We start from the raw sequence: 19,228 nt of genomic DNA, 5'->3' as shown, positions 1-19,228 counted from the left end.
CGTCAGGCGCTCCGCTCGGAGCCGTCGCGGCGACGCCGGGGCGGGAGCCCTTCGTCCTCGGGCCCGGGCGCCTCGGAGAGGTCGAGGAGCGGCGGCGACGGCTCGACGCTTCGGGCCGGAGCGGCTTCGGACGAGGCGACTTCGGACGAGGCGGCTTCGGACGAGACCGCGTGTTCGGCGGCGATGGCCTCGAGACGGTCGGCGAGCTTGCGCAGCTTCTCGCTCCGCTTCCGCGTGATCATCCTGAACGTGAAGCGTGAAACGAACAGAAGCGCCGCGAGCCCGGCCAGCGCGGCGAAGGCCACGGAGGACGGCGCCGTCACGCTTAAAATTATGCCAAGCGTCAGAAGAACCGCGAGCAGGAAATACGAGAGGAACGCCCACGCGGCAAATTTCTGGGAGACGTAAATGCGCGTGTGGCCGTCTTCGCTCTGCGCCTGAACGAGCAGATCCTCACCCGAATTCTGAGGAGAAACCCAGTCGAAGGAAGCGCCGAGCACTTCGAGGTTGCCCCGGTACTGGCGGAGGGTGCTCCGGATCTCGCGGACCATGGCGGCGATGCCTGCTTCGGACAGGCGCCCTTCGACGAACCGTTCGTAGGACACCTTCAGCGGCCCGCCCAGAAGCCGGGCGGCGGACGTCTCCTCGTCCGCCTCTTCCAGTTCGGAAGCCGCCGCGACCACGTACTTCGGGTCAATGCCGACCTCTGCCGCCAGACGGCGAATTTCTTCGAGCGTGAGCCCGTCGGTGTCGGCGACCTTCCGCGCGGCCTCCTGCCGCCGTATCGCCCCGCTGATGATGGCGCGAACCTGCTCCTCGCTGAAGGATCGCCCGCTGTGCTCCGCCATAGACCCGTCAGGCATTTCGTGAAAGGGACCCTCGAATATACGTCAAACGCCGCTTTCATTTCCCAATGGACGGCCCGTGGCCGGACCCGCGCACGTCACGGCGTCGCTCGTTCTGCTCACGGCGGGTGATCCGCCCCCCCCGCAGCCCGAGTTCTCCGATAGCCCGTCCATCCTTGAAGGGCGCCCGGAACAGCCCTGCGCGCGCACCCGTCTTGATTTCCTTCGCCTCCAGATCTCCCTCGACCGCCTCGACGCGCACCGCCTCCCCGGAGCGAAAAACCACCTTGAAGGCATCGTGGACCGGATAGACGTTGTGGTTTGTCGGTTTGACGACGATGCCGTTATTCGCGTTGTCCGCCGCGCGATAGAAAAGGCACTCGAAGCGCACACCCTCATGAAAGAGGATCGGCTTCCATGCCGCCGCCGTGCGCGGCTGCGCTTCCGCACGAGCCGGCGGGAAGAGACCGGCGCCAACCACGACGAGGGAAAACATCGTTCGGAACATAATCGGCGAACCGAGGCTTAATAATCCTTCTTCCTTCGAGCGTCTTCGAATGCGGCGGAGATCATGAAATGAGCAGACGCCGGGGACCTGCGACCAGCCTCTACTTTGCCACATCGTCGCCACACTCGCGCCCGATATGGGGTATATTGATTTCGGAGCGTCATACCATTTTTGACGCAAGCATGCTCCGTTCGTTGCCGCCGCGAATATAGATCGACCGTGGGTGTGAGACGGCTTGTCGCTTGAGACTCCCGAGGCCTCCGAGCCCGTCCGGTCTTGACGCCGGCATTTGCGAGAACGCCACCCGGGCTCGCCCCAGACCTGAGCTATGAAGCCCTCTCCCGACACCACCCCCATCCCCGTGCTCATCGTCGAAGACGACGAGCAGTTGCGTGAGGGCCTGCAATGGATGATCGAATCGACGCCGGGCTTTGTCTGCGCCGGAAGCTACGGCTCGTGCGAAGCCGCCCTGGAAGCCTGGCGTCAGACGCCGCCGCCCGACCGCGCCGTCATCTTGATGGACATCGGGCTTCCCGGTATGTCCGGCATCGAGTGCACCCGTCACCTTACCGCGCACTGGCCGCACGCGCAGGTGCTGATGTTGACCATGTTCGAGGACGCCGACTCCATCCTTCAGGCCATCCACGCCGGGGCCACGGGCTACCTCATCAAAAACACGCCGCCCGCCGAGCTCATGCAGGCCATTCGCGACGTCCGCGCCGGCGGCAGCCCCCTCTCCGGCCCGATCGCCCGCTTCGTGCTCCGCGAACTGCAGACCACCCACACCTCCCCCTGCCGGGAATACAACCTCACCCCGCGCGAGATGGACATTCTCCACGGGCTCGTAGACGGGCTGACGTACAAGGGACTCGCCCGATCCCTTGAGATCAGCGTGGACACGGTCCGCTCTCACATCAAGAAGCTGTACGAGAAGATGGAGGTGCATTCCCGGAACGAGGCGGTGGCGCTGGCCCTTCGCCACGGCCTTCGGCCCCGCCCTCGCCCCTGACGATTCCTCGCCCCTTCCGCCCATGAAAAAACCCCTCGCCCGAAACGGACGAGGGGTTTGTAGAACCATGGGGTCAGGATCGTTTTAGTTATCGCATCCCAGGTCGATGCGCGCCTGCGGATCATTGAACGGGAAGCAGTTGCCCGAAGGCAGCGCATCCGGCACGTACCGCATCAACTCCGGATCGTAAAGCGCGTTTTCCACAAAGGCCGTAAGATCGTCGATCTCGCTTTCCGTCAGCCCAAGCGGCTGGAACTGCTCGGCAAGCTGGCTTCCGACGTCCTTGTCCGGGATGGCCGCATTCTTGTACTCGATCACCTCGCGCACGGAATTGAACGTGCCCCCGTGCCCGTAGAAGGGCGAGTCGAGCAGGTTGTAGATCTGGGGCGTCTTGAATTTGTAGTTGTCTGCCGGATCGAGCGTGAAGCTGGCCCGTCCGAGTCCGGCGGTCTCGACCAGATCGGCAACGTTGCCGTTGACATCGGGCGAGTTCGGGTCGAGATCTGCCATACCAAGGGCATAGAATGTCATCGAACTCAGGGCCGGGCCGGTGTGGCAGTCGGCGCACTGGGCTTTCCCAAAGAAGATCTGGGCGCCGCGCTTCTCCTGATCGGTCATGGCGTTCTTCTTCCCGCGCAGCCAGCGCTGCCACGGCGAAGCGTTCGCCAGAAGCGTGCGTTCGTAGGCCCCGATGGCCAGCCCGGCGGTCTCACGGTCAATCGGCATGCCGGGGAAGGCTTCCGCGAACATCGCTACGTAGGTCGGATCGGTAGCCACCATCGATTCCTCGACGAGGTCCAAACGATGCACCGAAAGCCCCGCGATAGCCTGCACTTCGAGTCCCTGATAACCGAGGAAGTTTACGTTGGTCGGGTGATGCTCCGCGTTGGACCACACCGCCTCCGTTCCCTCGTTCGGGCCCGTGGTGCCGAACTGCCCGTTCCAGAGCATGACTTCCTGATAGGCCGTATTCAGAGACGTGGGCGTGCGAATCGGCTGCACGTCGAGGTCTTCGGGCGCATAGTCCGGATCGGGAACCCGGGCCTCCCCCCGAATGCCGAAGCCCATCCCACCTTCCGAGATGCCCTGCATGCGCCCGGCCTGGAACCCGGCAGCGGCATGATGGCAACCCGCGCACGAGTACATCTCCATAGATTTACTATTGCGGGGATTCGTAGCCAGCGCCGTCTCGTGGAAAAGCAACTTACCCAGCTCCACCTTGATCGGCGTCAGCGGGTTTTTGGGATCCTGAGGGATCTTGCTCAGTTCGGTGCTGCCCGGCAACTGGAAGTACTCCATACCGGCTCCGCCCGAAGCATCGGCCAGCACGGCTTCCAACTCCTGATCCAGCTCACTCGAAGCGTTCGGATTCGTAAAAAAGGTGTTCGATACTTCACAACCCGTTAGAAATCCGATCAGACCCGCCACTACAAAAAGACGCCTCGTCAGATTCAGCGCCTTTGAGGCGCCGGATACATGTGTGTGTGTCGCCATTTTTTTATTGCTCGTTGCTGTTAGGGTGACTGATTTCGACGCATACTGCTCATAACACATTCCGCATTAATTAAAGGGGATGCGCCTGGCAGGACAATAACATACCTGTGTGAAGCCCCGCGACAACCGGAGCGATCAATCCTATGCAAAGGCATGCATGAAACGGGGAGCCGGATTCCAGGAAAGTCCTCGAATCTGTAAAAACACAGCACCGCACCTCACATAAGTATGTGGCATGCTCAGGTATAGACGGTGACCTGCACCGTCTATCGGCGCTTCGTTACAACTTCTTAACGACTCGCCCGGGACGGGTGGTAAGATTGCCGGAATGCGTTACAATATTATCACATCTCAGCATTTCCGAAGAGCTTCCTGCTCTTCCATCGACGCCGAACTCGGGCTTCGATACCGCCCTGGCCCATTGGATAGATGCCAGGGCCGCGAAACGGCAGGGGCGAGGTTGCCATGCCCTCGAACGCGCGAAATCCTGGTTTTACCGACGGGAAGCTTCGGTTTCCGCCCGCATGGGAAGGACCTTGTGTGCGGTTTTTGACAAAGCCCCGATGAGAGGGACCGGGGCGCGGGCCCGGAAGCCGGGGGAAAAAGCGGGAGGCGACTATGGCCGCAGGCGCTTGGCGGCCTCATGGGCGGCCACGATCAAGGGATCGAGGGGCGGGGCAAAGGGAGGCGTATAGATGAGGTCGAGGTCGCGGAGGCGCGCCACCGTGGCGCCCTCCCGGATGAGCGGCACGAGCACGTCTGCCCGAAGCGCCGCCCCGTCCTCGCCGACGAGTTCGGCCCCGAGCAGCCGCCCGCGCCCACGCTCGACGACGAGCCGCACGTGCACCGGCTTCGCGCCGGGCATGGAAGATCCCCGCGACACGTGCCGGATCGTGGCGGCGAAAGCGTCGAACCCGGCGGCTTGGGCCTCGCGGAGGCGCAGTCCCACCGCCGCCACCTCGAGTTCGAAGACCCGCACCGCCGAAGCGCCGGTGACGCCGGGAAAGCGCGTCGGGCGGCCCCGTCCCCGGCGCGCGGCATTGTGCCCGGCCACGCGCGCCGTGCGAAAAGCCGTCGGCGAGAGCGGCGCGTACACTTTCTTCCGGTCGATGACGCGCTCCACCTCCACACAGTCGCCGCAGGCCCATACGTTGGGCAGGTTCGTCCGCATCTGCGCATCGACGGCGAGGGCGCCCGTCTCGCCGGTGCGGATGCGCGCGCCCGCGGCAAGCTCCGTGTTCGGCACGATGCCCATCGCCACGACGATGAGCCCGCACCCGATGCGCTCGCCCCGGTCGGTGCGCACGGCGCGGACGGTCCCGCCCGGGTGGTGATCGAGGGCGACGGCCCGTTCCCGCCGCACCACGACGCCGCGCCGCTGAAGCACCGCTTCGACGAGCGGGCGAAGGTCGTCGTCGAGGTAGGCGTGAAGCACGCCCGGCCCCGGCTCGAGGATCGTCACGCGAACCTCCCGAGCACGCAAGGCCTCGGCGATCTCCATCCCGATGTAGCCCCCCCCGAAGACGACGGCGTGTCCGACGGCGTGCTCGTCGAGATAGGCGCGGAGGGCGGCGGCATCTTCGAGCGTGCGGAACGGGAAGACGTTCGGCGCGTCGAGGCCGTCGAGTTCGGGCAGCAGGGGGCGCGCGCCGAGGGCGAGGATGAACTTGTCGAACCGCTCCCGGCGCACCTCGCCCGTTGCCAGGTCCTCCACCGTCAGGCGGTTGCGGGGCGGATCCAGGGCGACCACGCGGTGACGGACGAGCACCCGGCCGCCGCGCGTCTCCTCGAAGCGCTCCGGCGTCAGCTTGATCAGCCGTTTCTCATCCTCGATCTCGCCGGCCACGAAATAGGGCATCTCGCACGCGCCGTACGAGATGTGCGGCCCCTGCTCGAAGAGCACGACCTCGGCGCCCGGGTCGGTCCGCTTCGCCTGAGCGGCGGCGGCCGGACCCGACGCAGTTCCCCCTATGACGGCGATCCGTTGTGCAGGCATAACGACCGAAACTACGCCCCGGCGAGGACGAGGGCAAAGAATCTCCCGGGAAAACGTAGGACCGCGCAGCCCTACCCGTGGAACGCGAGGCGCAAATCCTCCGCTTTGATGCGGGCGCTCAACTCCGCGAGCGTCTCCGAATCGAACATACGCTCGAGCCGGCTCCGCACCTCCGCCCACGCGGCATGCATCGGGCAAGGGTTCTGCTCCCCGCATCCCGGCAACCCGAGCACGCATTCCGTGAAGAGTTCCGGCCCGTCGATGGCCACGACGATCTCACGCAGGCTGATCTCCTCCGCCGGACGCGCCGGCGCCACCCCGCCTAAAGGCCCCCGCGAAGAGCGCAAAATCCCTTCCTTCGTCAACTTCTGGAAAATCTTCGTCAGAAACGACGTTGAGATCCCCAGTTCCTCCCCGATTTCGCGAAGCGACACGTACGAATCGCGCTCCAGCGTGACCAGGTAGAGCATGGCGCGTAGACCGTATTCGGCGCTTTTCGAGAGAACCATGGCGGTTGTCTCCGAAGAGAAGGTGAGAAAGGGAGATGTCCCAAGGTACTACAGCGAAGGCTTTTTTCCGTGTTCCCGTCCCCCTTTTTCTGACGAGGCGCGCGCGCTCCACGAGCAAATCCCCCGAGGATTCACCCGGTGACGCCTTGATCGACGAAGGGGGCAAGTCTATATTTAGTACAAATCACTCCTAAATCGTCGTTCGTATGGAGTCCTCTCCCTCCCCTCCCAGAGCGCGCGAGTGGAGGCGGCGTCTCGCCTTCGTCGTAGCCGGGCTGCTCGCCTTCGAGACCCTCTCCGGTCTTTCCCTGTACCTGCTCCCGTTCAGCGTGCCGAACCAGTGGCAGGTTCTCTTGCACACGATTGCCGGGCTGGTCCTGCTCCTGCCTTTTGTGTGGTATCAGCTTCGGCACTGGCAGCGATACCGCCGCGCGCCGATGACGCACATCAAGCTCACCGGCTACTTCTCCATGGCGGCGACGGTGACGGCGGTGGTCTCCGGGCTGGCGCTGACCGTCCAGGCGCTCTTCGGCACACGCATCGGTTACGGGTGGGACCTGACGCACGTCGTCGCCACGTTCGCGCTTCTGGCGGCGGCGCTTCCGCACGTCCTCCTGATCGTCTTCCGCAACCGAAAAGCCCGGGGAACGCGCGCCATCCGCCCCATTCTCGAGGCCCAGCGCGCCTACGGTCGGAACACCGCCCTGCTCACCGCCGGGCTCTTCGCCGGGCTCGCGCTGCTCGCGCTCGCCTACCGGCCGCCGCGCCTGCACAATGCCCTCCCGGACGACTACAACTACCTGTACGGCGCCGACCGCCCCTTCGCCCCGAGCCTGGCGCAAACCAGCACCGGCGACGCCTTCGATGCGCGCTCGATGGGCGGCTCCGCCTCGTGCGGGCGATCGGGGTGCCACGCCGAGATCTACGACGAATGGGCCGTCAGCGCGCACCGGTACTCCGCCATGGATCCCGCCTTCCGCGCGGTCCAGAAAACCATGGGCGAACAGAACGGCCCCGAGTCCACGCGCTATTGCGGGGGGTGCCACGATCCCATCTCGCTTTTCTCCGGCACGAAAAACCTGTTCCGCGACGACCTCACCAACCCGATCGGCTTCGACGAGGGCATCTCGTGCATCACCTGCCATGCCATCAAGAAAACCGACGTCAAGGGCAACGCCAACTATACACTCGACCAGCCGGAGCGCTATCTCTTCGAACTCAGCGACGAACGTCCGGCGCAGATGGTGACCGACTTCCTCATCCGCGCCTATCCGAAACAGCACGTCGAGAGCCTTCAGCACAAGCTCTTCAAAAGCCCCGAGTTTTGCGCGGCCTGCCACAAGCAGTTCATCGACGAGGAGATCAACAATGTGGGATGGGTGCAGCTCCAGAACCAGTACGACAACTGGCGCAAGAGCCGGTGGAACCACCCCGGCGACCCGCAGACGACGATCGAGTGCCGGGAGTGCCACATGCCCCTGACCGACTCGAACGACCCCGCCCGGGGCGACGACCTCGACTATAACCGCACCACGGACGACGGCAAGCACCGCAGCCACCGGTTCCTCGGAGCCAACCAGTTCATTCCCGTCCATCTCGAGCTCCCGGGCGCGGAGGAGCACGTCGCCCTCACCGAAAAATGGATGCGGGGCGAGATCGACATCCCCGAGATCGCCGACAAGTGGAAAGAGGGAAGCGCCGTGCCGGTCGAGGTGACGACGCCGGAGCGGGTGAAGCCGGGCGAGGAGATCCCCGTCAAGGTCGTCATCACGAACAACAAAACCGGCCACGACTTCCCCACCGGCCCGCTCGACATCATCCAGGCGTGGCTCGAAGTGACCGTCACCGACGCCGAAGGCCGCACGGTCTTCGCCTCCGGACGCCGCGACGACCGCCACTTCATCAACCCCGGCACGTTCATGTTCAAAGCCGAACCCGTCGATCAGTACGGCAACCTCATCGACCGGCACAACCTCTGGGAGATGGTGGGCGTCCGCTACCGCAGGGCCCTCTTCCCCGGCTTCTCCGATCAGGCGCAGTTCGTGTTCTCGTGCCCCGGCGCCGTCGGCGAAAAAGGCGAGGAGCCGCCGATCACACGCACCGTCTCGTTCGCCGCGCCGGACGAGCCGAGGACCGAACTGACCGTCACGGCCCGGCTCCTGTACCGGAAGATCGACCAGTTCTTGCTCAATGAACTCTTCGGTCCGGATTCCGGCATCACCGCTCCCGTCACGGAGTTGTCTTCCGACGTCCGGACGATCACCATCGTCGACGAATGACCATGTTTGCCAACCTGCCCCGGCGGAAGCGTCAGCTCGCCTGGACCCTGGTGTCGAGCGCCTTTTTTCTGGCCGTGGCGGCGGCGGCGCTCTGGAGCCGCTCGACGCCTTCGGAGCCGTACAGACCGGGCGAGCGCGTGGAAGGGTTGACGGCTACGCTCGAGCGCGCCTTGCCCGAAGATTATCCGCGCGTGACGTTCACGGACGTGACGCGCGAGGCGGGCATCGCCTTCCGCCACTTCGACGGCGAGCGGTCGAGCCAGCTTCCCGAAGACATGGGCTCCGGCGCAGCCTGGGGCGATTATGACGGCGACGGGGACCTCGACCTCTACGTCGTCAACATCGCCGGGCCGCTCACCCGCTCGAAGGAAGACCTTGCGGCCGCTCCCGCCCACCATGCCCTCTACCGAAACGACGGCGACGGCACGTTCACCGACGTGAGCGCGCAGGCGGGCGTCGACCTCCGGGGATGGGGCATGGCGGCAGCCTGGGGCGACTACGACAACGACGGCCGCCTCGACCTCTTCACGACGGCCTACGGCGAGAACACCCTCTTCCACAACGACGGCGACGGCACGTTCACCGACGTGAGCGCGCGCGCGGGCACGGGAGGCCTGAACGGCTTCTGGGCCGGCGCCGCATGGGCCGACTACGACCGCGACGGATACCTCGACCTCTATGTGACCGGATACGTGCAATACGATCCCCGCAGCCGCACGTTGACCTCACGACAGTACGAGACCGAGACCCCCGCGAGCATCAACCCCTCGTCCTTCGCCCCGGAGCGCAACCTCCTCTATCACAACGACGGCGACGGCACGTTCACCGAGACGGCCCGGGCCGCCGGCGTCGAAAACCCCGAGGGCCGCAGCCTCTCCGCCGCCTGGGTCGACGTGGACGAGGACGGCCTGCCCGATCTCTATGTGGCCAACGACGTCTCCGACAACGTCCTCTTTCACAACCGGGGCGACGGCACGTTCGAGGACGTCAGCCACCCCGCCCTCGTGGCCGACTATCGCGGCGCGATGGGCATCGCCGCCGGAGACTGGGACGGCGACACGGACATGGACCTGTTCGTCACCCACTGGATCGCGCAGGAGAACGCGCTTTACAACAACCTCCACGCCAACGTCGCTCCCACGCCCGGAAGACCGGCGCAGTTCATGGACGTCGCCGACCGGTACGGCCTCGGCCAGATCGCCCTCGACTACGTCGGATGGGGCGCCTCGTTCTTCGACTATGACCACGACGGCCGGCTCGACCTCTTCGTCGTCAACGGGAGCACGCTCCAGCAGCCGGACGATCCCCGCCGCCTCATCCCGATGACGGATCAGCTTTTCTGGAACCGGGGGCCGAAGGAGGGCTTCTTCGACGTCTCCGCCGTGAGCGGCGCGTATTTTGGAACCGCGCACGTGGGGCGCGGCGGCGCCGTCGGCGACTACGACGACGACGGCGACCTCGACCTCTTCATCGTCAACCACGGCGGCGCCGGCGTCCTGCTGCGCAACGACGGCGGCAACGAGCGCCGGTGGCTGAAGGTCAGCCTGGAGGGGCGGCGAAGCAACCGCTCGGCCGTCGGCGCGCGGCTCCGGCTGCGGGCGGGCGAGGTCGTGCAGGTGCGGCAGGTGGGCGCGCAAAGCTCGTACCTCTCGCAAAACAGCCTCGTGGTCCACTTCGGCCTCGGCGATGCGGCCCGGGTGGACACGCTCGAAGTGCGCTGGCCCTCCGGCCTCCGGCAGGTCCTCACGGACGTCCCGGCCAACCGCACGCTCCATCTCGTCGAAGGTGAAGAGGCCCTGTGATGAAGAAAGCGCTCCTCCTTTCCGCCCTCGTCGTCGCGCTTGCGGCGGCCCTCCTGACGTCGTCGCGGGACGAGGCCCCGCCGGCGCCGGAAGCCGCTCCCGCCGCCGGGACCGATCGCGGGGACGTCCGCCGGTTCTGGGCCGTGTACCGCCGGGCGACGGCGCACCGGATGGCGGGGCGCTATGCGGAAGCCGCCGCTGCGTACGATTCCGCCCTCGCGCTGAACGAGGGGCACGAGGACGCCCGTTATTATCTCGGCAGCACGCTCGCCGAGACGGGACGGTTCGCCGAAGCCCGCCGGGCGTGGCGGCGTATGGCGGCGCAGAACCCGCGAAGCGCCCGCGCCCATGCGCAACTCGGACGCCTGAGCCTCTGCCTGCCGGACGCCCCGGTGTTCGACCTCGAAGCCGCCGAGGACGCCTTCGCAAAGGCCATGGCGATCAACCCCGAGGAGACCGGCCCGCCCCTGCGTCTGGCCGAGATCGCGCTCCTTCGCGAAGCGGACGCCGCCGCCGAACGGCGTCTCGACGCCGTGCTCGGCTCTCACCAGCGAAGCGTGGAGGCGCTCGTCCTCGCGGGCTACCTCGCCTGGAAGCGCGGTCGGATCGGAGACGCCGCCGACGCGCTGAGACGCGCAGCGGAAAGCGCCCGCCCCCCCGAACCACCCGGCGGCGTCCTCGGCGAGGGAGACACCCGCCCGGGCGCTCCCCCGAACCTCTCGTCGCACGTCTCGTGCCCGGCCTTCCAGCCCCTGCTCGACGAAGCCGCCCGCCTTTCCCCGCTTCCCGACGAGGCCGAAACCCGGGCCTTCTTCACCCGCATCGACCGCCTGTTCGAAAGCCTGCGGCCCGCCCCCTGAATTCCCCACTCGTTCACCGTCAGGGGCTCGCCGTCATTTCTCCCATATCCCCAAACATCCCACACATCCCTCCACCTCAGCCGCCCTGCTCCGACCGAAGCGGATCGACAGGCTCCGTATGCCCACCGGGGAGGCCGGCTTCGTGACTCTCCGGCTCGAGGTGGGCCGTGAAGATGATCTCGCCGTCGGTGAAGCGCCGCGCCAGGTTGTCTTCCACCGTGTGCGAGCGCCGGTGCGCCTCGGTGATGCTCATCGTCTCCGGAAAGAGCAGGTGACATTCGATCCATAGCTGATCGTTCACGCGGCGGTGCCGCACCTGATGATAGCCGGAGATGAGCCCCTCCCGCCGGGCTTCGTCGAGCGCCTCCAGAATCACCTTTGTGTCCTCGGGGTCGGCGGCCTCCATCAGGCCCGCGACCGAGCGCCGCACGAGCCGGAACGCCGTCCACAGAATGTTGAGCGCCACGAGGATGGCCACGACGGGATCGAGCCAGACGAACCCCGTCAGCTTGACCAGCTCCACGCCGACGAGCACGCCCAGGCTCGTCCACATGTCCGTGAGCACGTGTTGCCCGTTCGAGACGAGCACCAGGCTGTTGTGCTTCCGTCCCACGTACACCAGCGACAGCCCGAGCGCGAGGTTCACCGCCGTCAGCCCCGCGATGATCCACAGACCGACGTTGAGTTGCCGGAGCTCCGGACCCCGGATGAGCGCAAGCGTCGCCGAATAGAGGATGGAAAGCGCCGCAATGAGGATCAGGCCGCCCTCGAACCCGGCGGAAAAATAGGCGATCTTGCCGTGCCCGTAGGGGTGTCCCCGATCCGGCGGGCGCACGGCGTACCACAGACTGAAACCCGCAAAACCCGTCGCGAAGAGGTGAACCACCGACTCGATGGCGTCGGAGAAGATCGCGGCGCTCCCCGTGATGAAATACGCCGTCATCTTCCCCCCGAGCATCAGGAGGGAGATGAGCAAACTCGCCCCCATGGCGATATTTCGGGGGTCTCTTTTCGGCACGGCGTCAGGGGTGGTTCGGTGCGTCGCTCCACAGGCAAGCCTGAGGACTGTTGCGTTTTTGCATCGGGTAAAGGCCTTCTATTTCCGAAGGGCGCCCTCAGAAAATACGCATGCGTGCGACCCGGCAGGATTGGCGCGAGGAGGGCCTCTTCTCAAGGCATGAGCCTCTTATCAAATGCGACGGGAAAAGGTTCGCCGATCTCGAGCTTCGGAAAATCTTGATGGAGCGGATCGATCAGGAAATGACTCTCCCGTGGAACGACCACGCTCGGCGCCCATCTTCGCGCGGGAGGGCCTGGCCGTCGCTCAAAAGAAAAATTGCACGGAGCCGAAATAGACGTTCTCGAAGGCGCCGAACTCGGTGTCGCGCGCGCCATAGAAAACGTATGCGCTGAGCGACACCTCGAGGTTTTCGGCGGCGGACCACACGAGGGCCGGTCCCGCCAGGCCGCTTCCGTCGTTGAGGTTCTGCAGGGCATACAGGTTGGCCGAGACGAGCGGCGTGATGCTCTTCGACACCGAGGCCGCCGCATACTCGCGCGCGAGGTTGAAGATGACCCCTTCGAGGAGCGCGGCGGGGTCGTACTTCGCCCTGTCGCGGGCGCCGACGCCGTTGTGGTGAAGCTCGACGAAGACGTAATAGCCGCCGGGGAAGTTATAGTCGGCGTTGACGGTGGCGCGGAGGTACGAGCGTCCGTGGTCGGGGCGGGTGAAGGCGGCTTCGCCCCGGAGCCCGGCGTCCCCGACGTATCCGGCGAAGTCACCGCCGAGGACCCATGCGCGGCGGAAACGCCCGCCCATGAGCGCGACGTCGTACTCGCCGGCGGTGGCGCTCAGGCGCGCGGCCGCGCTCGTCTGCCCGTGCCGCCGTCCCGGCGCGACGACGGCTTCCACCCGCGAGAGCGCCCCGAGCGAGACCACGCCGTAGAGGGCATCGACGCCCTCCTTTTCCTCCCGTTCGATGGCCGTCGGGCTGACGGGGTTGAGCAGATCCGTCGGCGTCCATACGAAGCCCGTGCCCCAGGCCACCCGCTGCCGTCCCACCGTGAGTTGCGCCCGGCCCGCATACACCGTGGCGAAGGCCCGGAAGAGCCGCTGTTCCACCCGAACCCGGTCGCCCTCCGCCACGGTCCAGTCGAGGTCGAAGAGCGTGGTGCGTTCGAGGCCGCGGCGGAAGGCGTCGTCCGGCGTGCCGAGAAAGCTTCCGGCAAGCACCTCGGAGTCGAGCCAGACTTCGGCGTGGAGGCGCGCGCCGAGGTCGCCGAGCGTCTGCAGGCGGAAGCGGCTGAGGTCGAGGAAGTAGTTTTCGTGCGTGAAGAAGGACTGCGAGCGGATGGCGAGGGTTTTCGCATAGCCGCGCGCCGAGAGCGTGGCGCGCTGCCCGCGCGCCGTCGTCGCGAGGCCGAGCATGAGCGAGAGGAGCAGGACGGGAAGGCGGAAGCCGCGCATCGGTGGTTGGCTTTTCACGAGCGTTGCCGGTCCTCCACGATGCGCCCGTCGCGGAGCGTGATGAGACGGCGGGCGCGTTCCATCACCATCGGGTCGTGGGTCGAGAAAAGGAAGGTGGCTCCGGTCTTTTCGTTCATCTCCTTCATCTTGTCGAGCAGATGCGCGCCGGTCTTCGAGTCGAGGTTGGCCGTCGGTTCGTCGGCGAGGATGAGGCGGGCGCGGGAGACGAGCGCGCGCGCCACGGCCACACGCTGTTGCTGTCCGCCGCTCAGCTCGGCGGGGCGTCGATGGAGAAGCTCCGGTCCGATGCCGAGGTCGGCCAGCTCGCGCACGACCCGCTCGCGCCGTTCCTTCGCCGGCACGCCCTGCATGAGCAGCGTAAACTCGGCATTCTCCACGGCGTCGAGCACCGGGATCAGGTTGTACGACTGAAAGATGAAGCCGACGTTGTGCAACCGGAACTCCGCCAGTTCGCTCCGGCTCATCGTCCCGAGGTCGCGCCCGGCCACCACCACACGCCCTTCGGTGGGCCGGTCCAGCCCCCCGATGATGTTCAGGAGCGTCGTCTTGCCCGAGCCCGACGGCCCGGCGATGGCGGTGAACTCCCCTTCCTCGACGAAGAGGTCCACGCCGTCGAGCGCCCGAACGGGCACGTGCTCTTTGTCCCGGTAGACTTTGACGAGCCCGGTCGCCGCCACGAGCGGTCCTTCGCCCGCCCCGGCCGCGCCGGTCGCCGCCACGGGTTCGGTTCTCTCAGACATAATCGTCGGTGCTTTCAGACATAGGTGAGGGCCTCCACGACTTCGAAACGTCCGGCCCGGTACGCCGGATAGAGCACGGACAGGAAGACCATCACCACGATGAGCAGGAATCCGAGGCCGAGGTGGCCCCAGTCGAAGTACGGATACACGACCGTTCCGATGCCGTACGCGCCGAGACCGGCGGCGAAGGAGGAGAGGTCCATCCCGTTCACGACCCAGTATCCGAGCGCGAGCGCCGAGAGGGCCGCTCCCGCGCCGAGGCCGAGCAGCAGGAGAAAGATCGCTTCGAAGTAGAGCATGAAGCGGATTTGCCGGGGGCGCGCCCCGTTCGCCATCATGATGCCGATCTCACGGATCCGCTCGAAGATCACCATGAGGAAGGCGTTCACGAGCGTGAAGGCCACCGCCGTGAAGAGGATCACCACGAGCATGACGATCGAATAGTCGTACGCCTCCATCGCGAGCACGAGCATGGGGAAGCGGTCTTTCCACGAGAGCACTTCGAAGCCGGCGGGTTCGAGCCGGGCGCGGAGCATCTCCACGAGCGGATCGAGCTTCACGCGCCGGTCGAGGCGGAGCGAGAAGACGGTCACCGCCTCGGCGTCGTAGCCGAGGAGCCTCCGCGCCTCGTCGATGTGGAGATAGACGTTCGCCTTGTCGAACTCGGTGTTGTTCGTCCGGAAAAGCCCGACGACGCGATACGCACCGGCGCTCACGTCGTTCTGCAGGTCGTTCGCCATGAGCACGATCTTTTCGCCGAGGCGCACCTTCAGCCGTTTGGCCAGCGCCGCCCCGACGAGCACCTCGTTCGCCCCCTCCTCTGCCGAGAGGTACGCCCCCTCCGTCACCGCCCGCGCGATGACCGTCACGTCCGGCTCACGCACCGGATCGACGCCGTGGATCACCACCCCGGCGGCCTGTTCGGGGCTGTTGGCCATTCCCGGCGCGCGCACCTCCGGCGCATACCGCACCCCTTCGAGCCCGGCGAGCGCCTCCTCCACCACGCCCGGCTCGGCGATGAACGAACGGATCGTCGGGTTGTCGTGATGTCCTCGCTTCCCGATCTCTATGTGCCCGCCCTGCAGGTCGATCGCCGAATCGACCATCTGAAAAGCGAAGCCGTCCATGAAGGTCGTCGAGCCGATGAAGCTGAAGATGCCCACCCCAATGGCCGTCACCAGCACCCACGAGCGGCGCGGGTTCCGCCAGACGTTTCGCCACGCGATTTTGAGAAGGATGTTCATGGGTTCCGTCTTCGAGAGATCGTTCGGCCCTTACGTTGGCGTCAGACCCGGCGGAGCGCCTCCACCGGCGAGAAGCGCCACACCCGCACCGCCGGATAGATCATGGCCGCCACGGCGATGAAGGCCACCGAGAAGAGCGGTTCGAGGAAGACGCGCGCCCGTCCCGAGAACACGAGCGCATCCACCGCGAAGCCAAACTCCTCGTACAGCTCTTTGAGCGACTCGGAGAGCGGGATCGGGTGCCCGGCGAAGTAGGCGATGAGCGCCCCCGTGACGACCATGCTCACGGCGAGCGCCAGCGCGACCTTGATCAGCAGTTCCATGACCACGAGCAGGCTGATCTGCCCCGGCTTCATTCCCATCGCCTGAAGGATGCCGAACTCGCGCACGCGCTCCATCACGCTCATCATGGTGGTGTTGAAGATCTCGAAGCCGATGAGGATGAGCATGAAGGCAAGAAAGATCGCGCCGCTGACGTTGTCGAGGAGGATCATCTGCCGGAGTTCGGGCATGAGCGTGTCCCAGTCGAGCACCACCACGCGGTCGTCGTCGAGGACGGCTGCGAGTTCGGCGGCATAGGTTTTGGCGCGGCGGAAGTCGTCGGTGCGGAGGGCGATGGCCGTCAGGCCGCCCGGCAGGGAAAAGAGCGTCCGCGCGTCGGGCAGGGTGAGCGCCATCGTGCTCCGGTCCAGTTCCGCGCTGCCGCTCTCGAAGAGTCCTTTGACCACGTAGAGGTCGGCGCCCATCTCGTTTCGATAGCCCTGTGTGAGCGCCACCACCGTGTCGCCCACGGTCACGTCGAGGTTCCTCGCCAGCGTCGCGCCGAGGAGCGCGCGGTGGTCGTCGCCCCGGGCCAGCGGCGCGCCCGAGGTGATCTTACGGAGGAAGGTGCTCACGTGCGGCTCGGCCTCGGGATCCACCCCGGCGATCATCGCGCCGGCGCTCGACGAGTCCGAACTCACCAGCCCGAAGCCCGTCAGCCGCCGGGCATAGGCTTCAAGCCACGGACGGGCGCCGAGGACGGCGTCCCAGTCCCGCTCGTCCTCGCGGAGCGCGTAGGAAAGCGTCTGATCCTCATGGTACCCGGCCCGTTGAACCTGCGCGTCGCCGGTGAAGAGACGGATGGCGTACGACTCGACGGCGTCGTACGTGCCGTACTGAAGCGAGCGCGTCAGCGCGATGATCAGCACCGAAAAGAACACCGCCCCCATCGTGATGAGGCTGCGGCGACGGTTGCGCCACACGTTCCGCCAGGCCAGCTTGAACAGTTTGGTCATGCGCGCTTCGTGCTTCGGGGTGGTCCCCCGCCCCGGTCACATGCGGCGGCGGAGATTCTCCTGGCTGAAGATCGACGGAGGGATGGGCCGGTCGAAGATGGCCTCTTCAAGCAAAAGAACCGTCTTGTGGCCCGGCTTCGTCTCCTCGATCAGCTCCATACGCGCCGGAAGCCTGCGGCCGCCCATCTCTTTGACATCCGCGAAGCGCAGGGTGCGGATGTGCTCGCCGCGCTCGTTGAAATACTCGGCCCGGAGGGGGATGAGGTCGCTCACGCGGATCCACTCCACCACGCGCGCCCACGTCACGGGCGCGTCCGGCTTCGGCGTGAGTTCGATCTCGTAGGCCTCGTCCCCGCCGAGCTTCTCCCGCCCGAGGAGCCGGTGCGTGTAGTCCTCCACGATGCTCGACTCTTTCACCAGGTCGTCGTTCGTAAAGTCCGAACCCATCCACGATTCGAGCATCATCGAGGGTGGGATCTTGATGACGCGGTTGATCCGGGGGATGTATTGCCACATCTGTCGCCCGATCTTGAGAAACGCGACGCCCCGGTCCTTCGGAGGGCTCAGAATGCGGATGAAGGACTTCTCCGTGCCTTCGGACCAGAACGCGAACTCGGTGCTGCGCTGCCAGTCGGGCCGGATGATGGTCATGCGGTACTTGCCCTGCATCGTCTTGCCGCGGAGCAGTTCGTCGGCGCGGCGCACGATCTCTTTCGCCGAAAGCGTGTCCACCGTCTGCGCCGCGACGGGCTGCATCGCGCACAGGAACACCGCGAGCGCGAGGATTCCCACCTGCGTCAGCCGTCGGAGAGTCATCGGTTGGGGGGAAAAGTGATCGCCGTCGTTGCCCTGTGGCGCCGAACGTACTCCGGGCAAGATACGATTTCCTACGGGAGAAACCCATCCGGGCGTGTCGGGGAATCCACGACGCTCCGCCTTTGCCCGGATGCGCGGCGCGTCGTATCATTCGCCATCCCGACTTCTCTAACCCGAGCACCCGGAACGAACCATGGCCCGACTCGAACACATCGGCATCGCCGTGCGGGAGGCGGCGGTGACGGCAGCGCTTTACGAGCGGCTGCTCGGCGTCGCACCGTACAAGGTGGAGACGGTCGCGCGCGAGGGGGTGCGGACGCACTTCATCGACGCGGGGACGGCCAAGCTCGAACTGCTCGAGGCGCTCGATAAGGCTTCTCCCGTGGCGAAGTTCCTCGACCGGCGCGGCGAGGGGCTCCACCATCTGGCCTTCGAGGTGGAGGACATCGAAGCGACGATGGCGCGGCTCCGCGAGGTCGGCTTCCACCCGCTCGCCGACGCGCCCCGTCCCGGCGCGGACGGCAAACGCATCTTCTTCCTCCACCCGAAAGAGACCGGCGGCGTGCTCGTCGAGTTCTGCCGGAGCGCCGCCCTCCCGCTCGAAACGACGGAGGTCCCCTTCGGCGGCGGCTCCCTTGCCGTGCACACGTGCGGCGCGCCCGACGCTCCGGCGCTCGTCGTGCTCTTCCGCGCCTCCGGCGCTTCACTCCGCGACCTCGACCCGCTCCTCCGGCGCTTCGAGATGCACTTCCGGGTCGTCGCCTTCGACTTCGCCGCGCACGCGCACGCTGGCGGTTCGCCCGATCCCATCCTCGCCGCGCTCAAGCACCTCGGCTGCGCCCGCGCGCACCTCTTCGCCCATGCCGAAGACGCCCCGGCCGTCCTCCGCTTCGCCTGCCGCCACCCGGAGCGCACGGCCCGGCTCGCGCTCCATGCCCCGGACGTGCGCGACCGCTCCGAGGACGAGTTCCACCGCCTCTCCGCGCCCACCCTCCTCGCCGTCACCGATGCGGACGCGCCCTTCGACGCCGCGCTCCGACTTCGCCGCCGCTTGCCGCACGCCGCCCTCGCCGTCCTCCCCGGCGATGCCGCCTTCGATGCCTTCGCCCCGGTGCTCGACCGTTGGTTCACGGCCCGGTGACCCGCTCCTGCAAACGCAAGCAGACAAGACCCCTCCGACCCCTTCGGGGCCACCTCCCCTTCATAAGGGGAGGAACTCCAAGGTCTGCATGAACCGCCTTCGATGCCTTCGCCCCGGTGCTCGACCGTTGGTTCACGGCCCGGTGACCCGCTCCTGCAAACGCAAGCAGACAAGACCCCGACGACCCCATCGGGGCCACCTCCCCATCAAAAGGGGCGGA

16 protein-coding genes are annotated in these 19,228 nt (G+C 66.3%); 5 read left to right on the top strand and 11 right to left on the bottom strand.

Annotated features, from left to right (window positions below):
* Positions 1-2 precede the first annotated feature (2 nt).
* Both AC1HIY_RS02990 and AC1HIY_RS02985 read right to left on the bottom strand, forming a co-directional pair.
* Positions 3-863, bottom strand: coding sequence for a hypothetical protein (locus AC1HIY_RS02990; protein ID WP_479575222.1), 861 nt, complete (start codon positions 861-863; stop codon positions 3-5).
* Between the two features lie 40 nt (positions 864-903).
* Positions 904-1,341: a hypothetical protein gene (locus AC1HIY_RS02985; RefSeq protein WP_479575221.1), complete on the bottom strand. Its 438-nt coding sequence runs from the start codon at positions 1,339-1,341 to the stop codon at positions 904-906.
* A 340-nt stretch (positions 1,342-1,681) separates the two neighbouring features.
* On the opposite strand from AC1HIY_RS02985, the gene AC1HIY_RS02980 reads away from it, so the two are divergent.
* Positions 1,682-2,362 (top strand): response regulator, encoded by a 681-nt coding sequence (locus tag AC1HIY_RS02980; RefSeq protein ID WP_479575220.1) that lies wholly within the window; start codon positions 1,682-1,684, stop codon positions 2,360-2,362.
* 84 nt (positions 2,363-2,446) lie between these two features.
* On the opposite strand, the gene AC1HIY_RS02975 is transcribed toward AC1HIY_RS02980, so the two are convergent.
* From AC1HIY_RS02975 to AC1HIY_RS02965, 3 genes are all read right to left on the bottom strand, one after another.
* A complete protein-coding gene (locus tag AC1HIY_RS02975; protein WP_479575219.1) occupies positions 2,447-3,790 on the bottom strand; it encodes a cytochrome-c peroxidase in 1,344 nt (447 codons plus the stop codon).
* A gap of 682 nt (positions 3,791-4,472) precedes the next feature.
* A complete protein-coding gene (locus tag AC1HIY_RS02970; protein ID WP_479575218.1) occupies positions 4,473-5,852 on the bottom strand; it encodes an FAD-dependent oxidoreductase in 1,380 nt (459 codons plus the stop codon).
* 71 nt (positions 5,853-5,923) lie between these two features.
* Positions 5,924-6,361, bottom strand: coding sequence for an RrF2 family transcriptional regulator (locus tag AC1HIY_RS02965; RefSeq protein ID WP_479575217.1), 438 nt, complete (start codon positions 6,359-6,361; stop codon positions 5,924-5,926).
* 206 nt (positions 6,362-6,567) lie between these two features.
* On the opposite strand from AC1HIY_RS02965, the gene AC1HIY_RS02960 reads away from it, so the two are divergent.
* From AC1HIY_RS02960 to AC1HIY_RS02950, 3 genes are read left to right on the top strand one after another with little or no spacing between them, the layout of a single operon-like run.
* Entirely contained in the window at positions 6,568-8,640 is a 2,073-nt protein-coding gene (locus AC1HIY_RS02960) for a multiheme c-type cytochrome (protein WP_479575216.1), read from the top strand.
* Between the two features lie 2 nt (positions 8,641-8,642).
* Positions 8,643-10,442, top strand: coding sequence for a CRTAC1 family protein (locus AC1HIY_RS02955; RefSeq protein ID WP_479575215.1), 1,800 nt, complete (start codon positions 8,643-8,645; stop codon positions 10,440-10,442).
* Complete coding sequence (locus AC1HIY_RS02950) at positions 10,442-11,302, top strand: tetratricopeptide repeat protein (protein ID WP_479575214.1); 861 nt, start codon at positions 10,442-10,444, stop codon at positions 11,300-11,302. The genes AC1HIY_RS02955 and AC1HIY_RS02950 overlap by 1 nt, the downstream gene beginning before the upstream one ends.
* A gap of 76 nt (positions 11,303-11,378) precedes the next feature.
* On the opposite strand, the gene AC1HIY_RS02945 is transcribed toward AC1HIY_RS02950, so the two are convergent.
* The 6 genes from AC1HIY_RS02945 to AC1HIY_RS02920 all read right to left on the bottom strand — a co-directional run bounded on the left by AC1HIY_RS02945 (position 11,379) and on the right by AC1HIY_RS02920 (position 17,867).
* Positions 11,379-12,320: a cation diffusion facilitator family transporter gene (locus tag AC1HIY_RS02945; RefSeq protein WP_479575213.1), complete on the bottom strand. Its 942-nt coding sequence runs from the start codon at positions 12,318-12,320 to the stop codon at positions 11,379-11,381.
* Between the two features lie 306 nt (positions 12,321-12,626).
* Positions 12,627-13,787: a hypothetical protein gene (locus tag AC1HIY_RS02940; protein ID WP_479575212.1), complete on the bottom strand. Its 1,161-nt coding sequence runs from the start codon at positions 13,785-13,787 to the stop codon at positions 12,627-12,629.
* The gene (locus AC1HIY_RS02935; protein WP_479575211.1) at positions 13,784-14,530 is read right to left on the bottom strand and encodes an ABC transporter ATP-binding protein; all 747 of its coding nucleotides are present in this window, start codon (positions 14,528-14,530) and stop codon (positions 13,784-13,786) included. Before AC1HIY_RS02935 ends, AC1HIY_RS02940 begins: the two co-directional genes overlap by 4 nt.
* Positions 14,531-14,544: 14 nt before the next feature.
* Complete coding sequence (locus AC1HIY_RS02930; RefSeq protein ID WP_479575210.1) at positions 14,545-15,774, bottom strand: ABC transporter permease; 1,230 nt, start codon at positions 15,772-15,774, stop codon at positions 14,545-14,547.
* A gap of 41 nt (positions 15,775-15,815) precedes the next feature.
* Positions 15,816-17,051, bottom strand: a complete 1,236-nt coding sequence (locus tag AC1HIY_RS02925) for an ABC transporter permease (protein WP_479575209.1) — start codon at positions 17,049-17,051, stop codon at positions 15,816-15,818.
* 36 nt (positions 17,052-17,087) lie between these two features.
* Positions 17,088-17,867: an outer membrane lipoprotein-sorting protein gene (locus AC1HIY_RS02920; RefSeq protein WP_479575208.1), complete on the bottom strand. Its 780-nt coding sequence runs from the start codon at positions 17,865-17,867 to the stop codon at positions 17,088-17,090.
* 193 nt (positions 17,868-18,060) lie between these two features.
* Between AC1HIY_RS02920 and mce the strand changes: the two genes are divergently transcribed.
* Positions 18,061-19,008: a methylmalonyl-CoA epimerase gene (mce, locus tag AC1HIY_RS02915; RefSeq protein WP_479575207.1), complete on the top strand. Its 948-nt coding sequence runs from the start codon at positions 18,061-18,063 to the stop codon at positions 19,006-19,008.
* Positions 19,009-19,228: the final 220 nt, after the last annotated feature.

This window comes from Rhodocaloribacter sp. (assembly GCF_056451265.1).
This window is presented reverse-complemented; position numbering and strand designations above follow the sequence as displayed.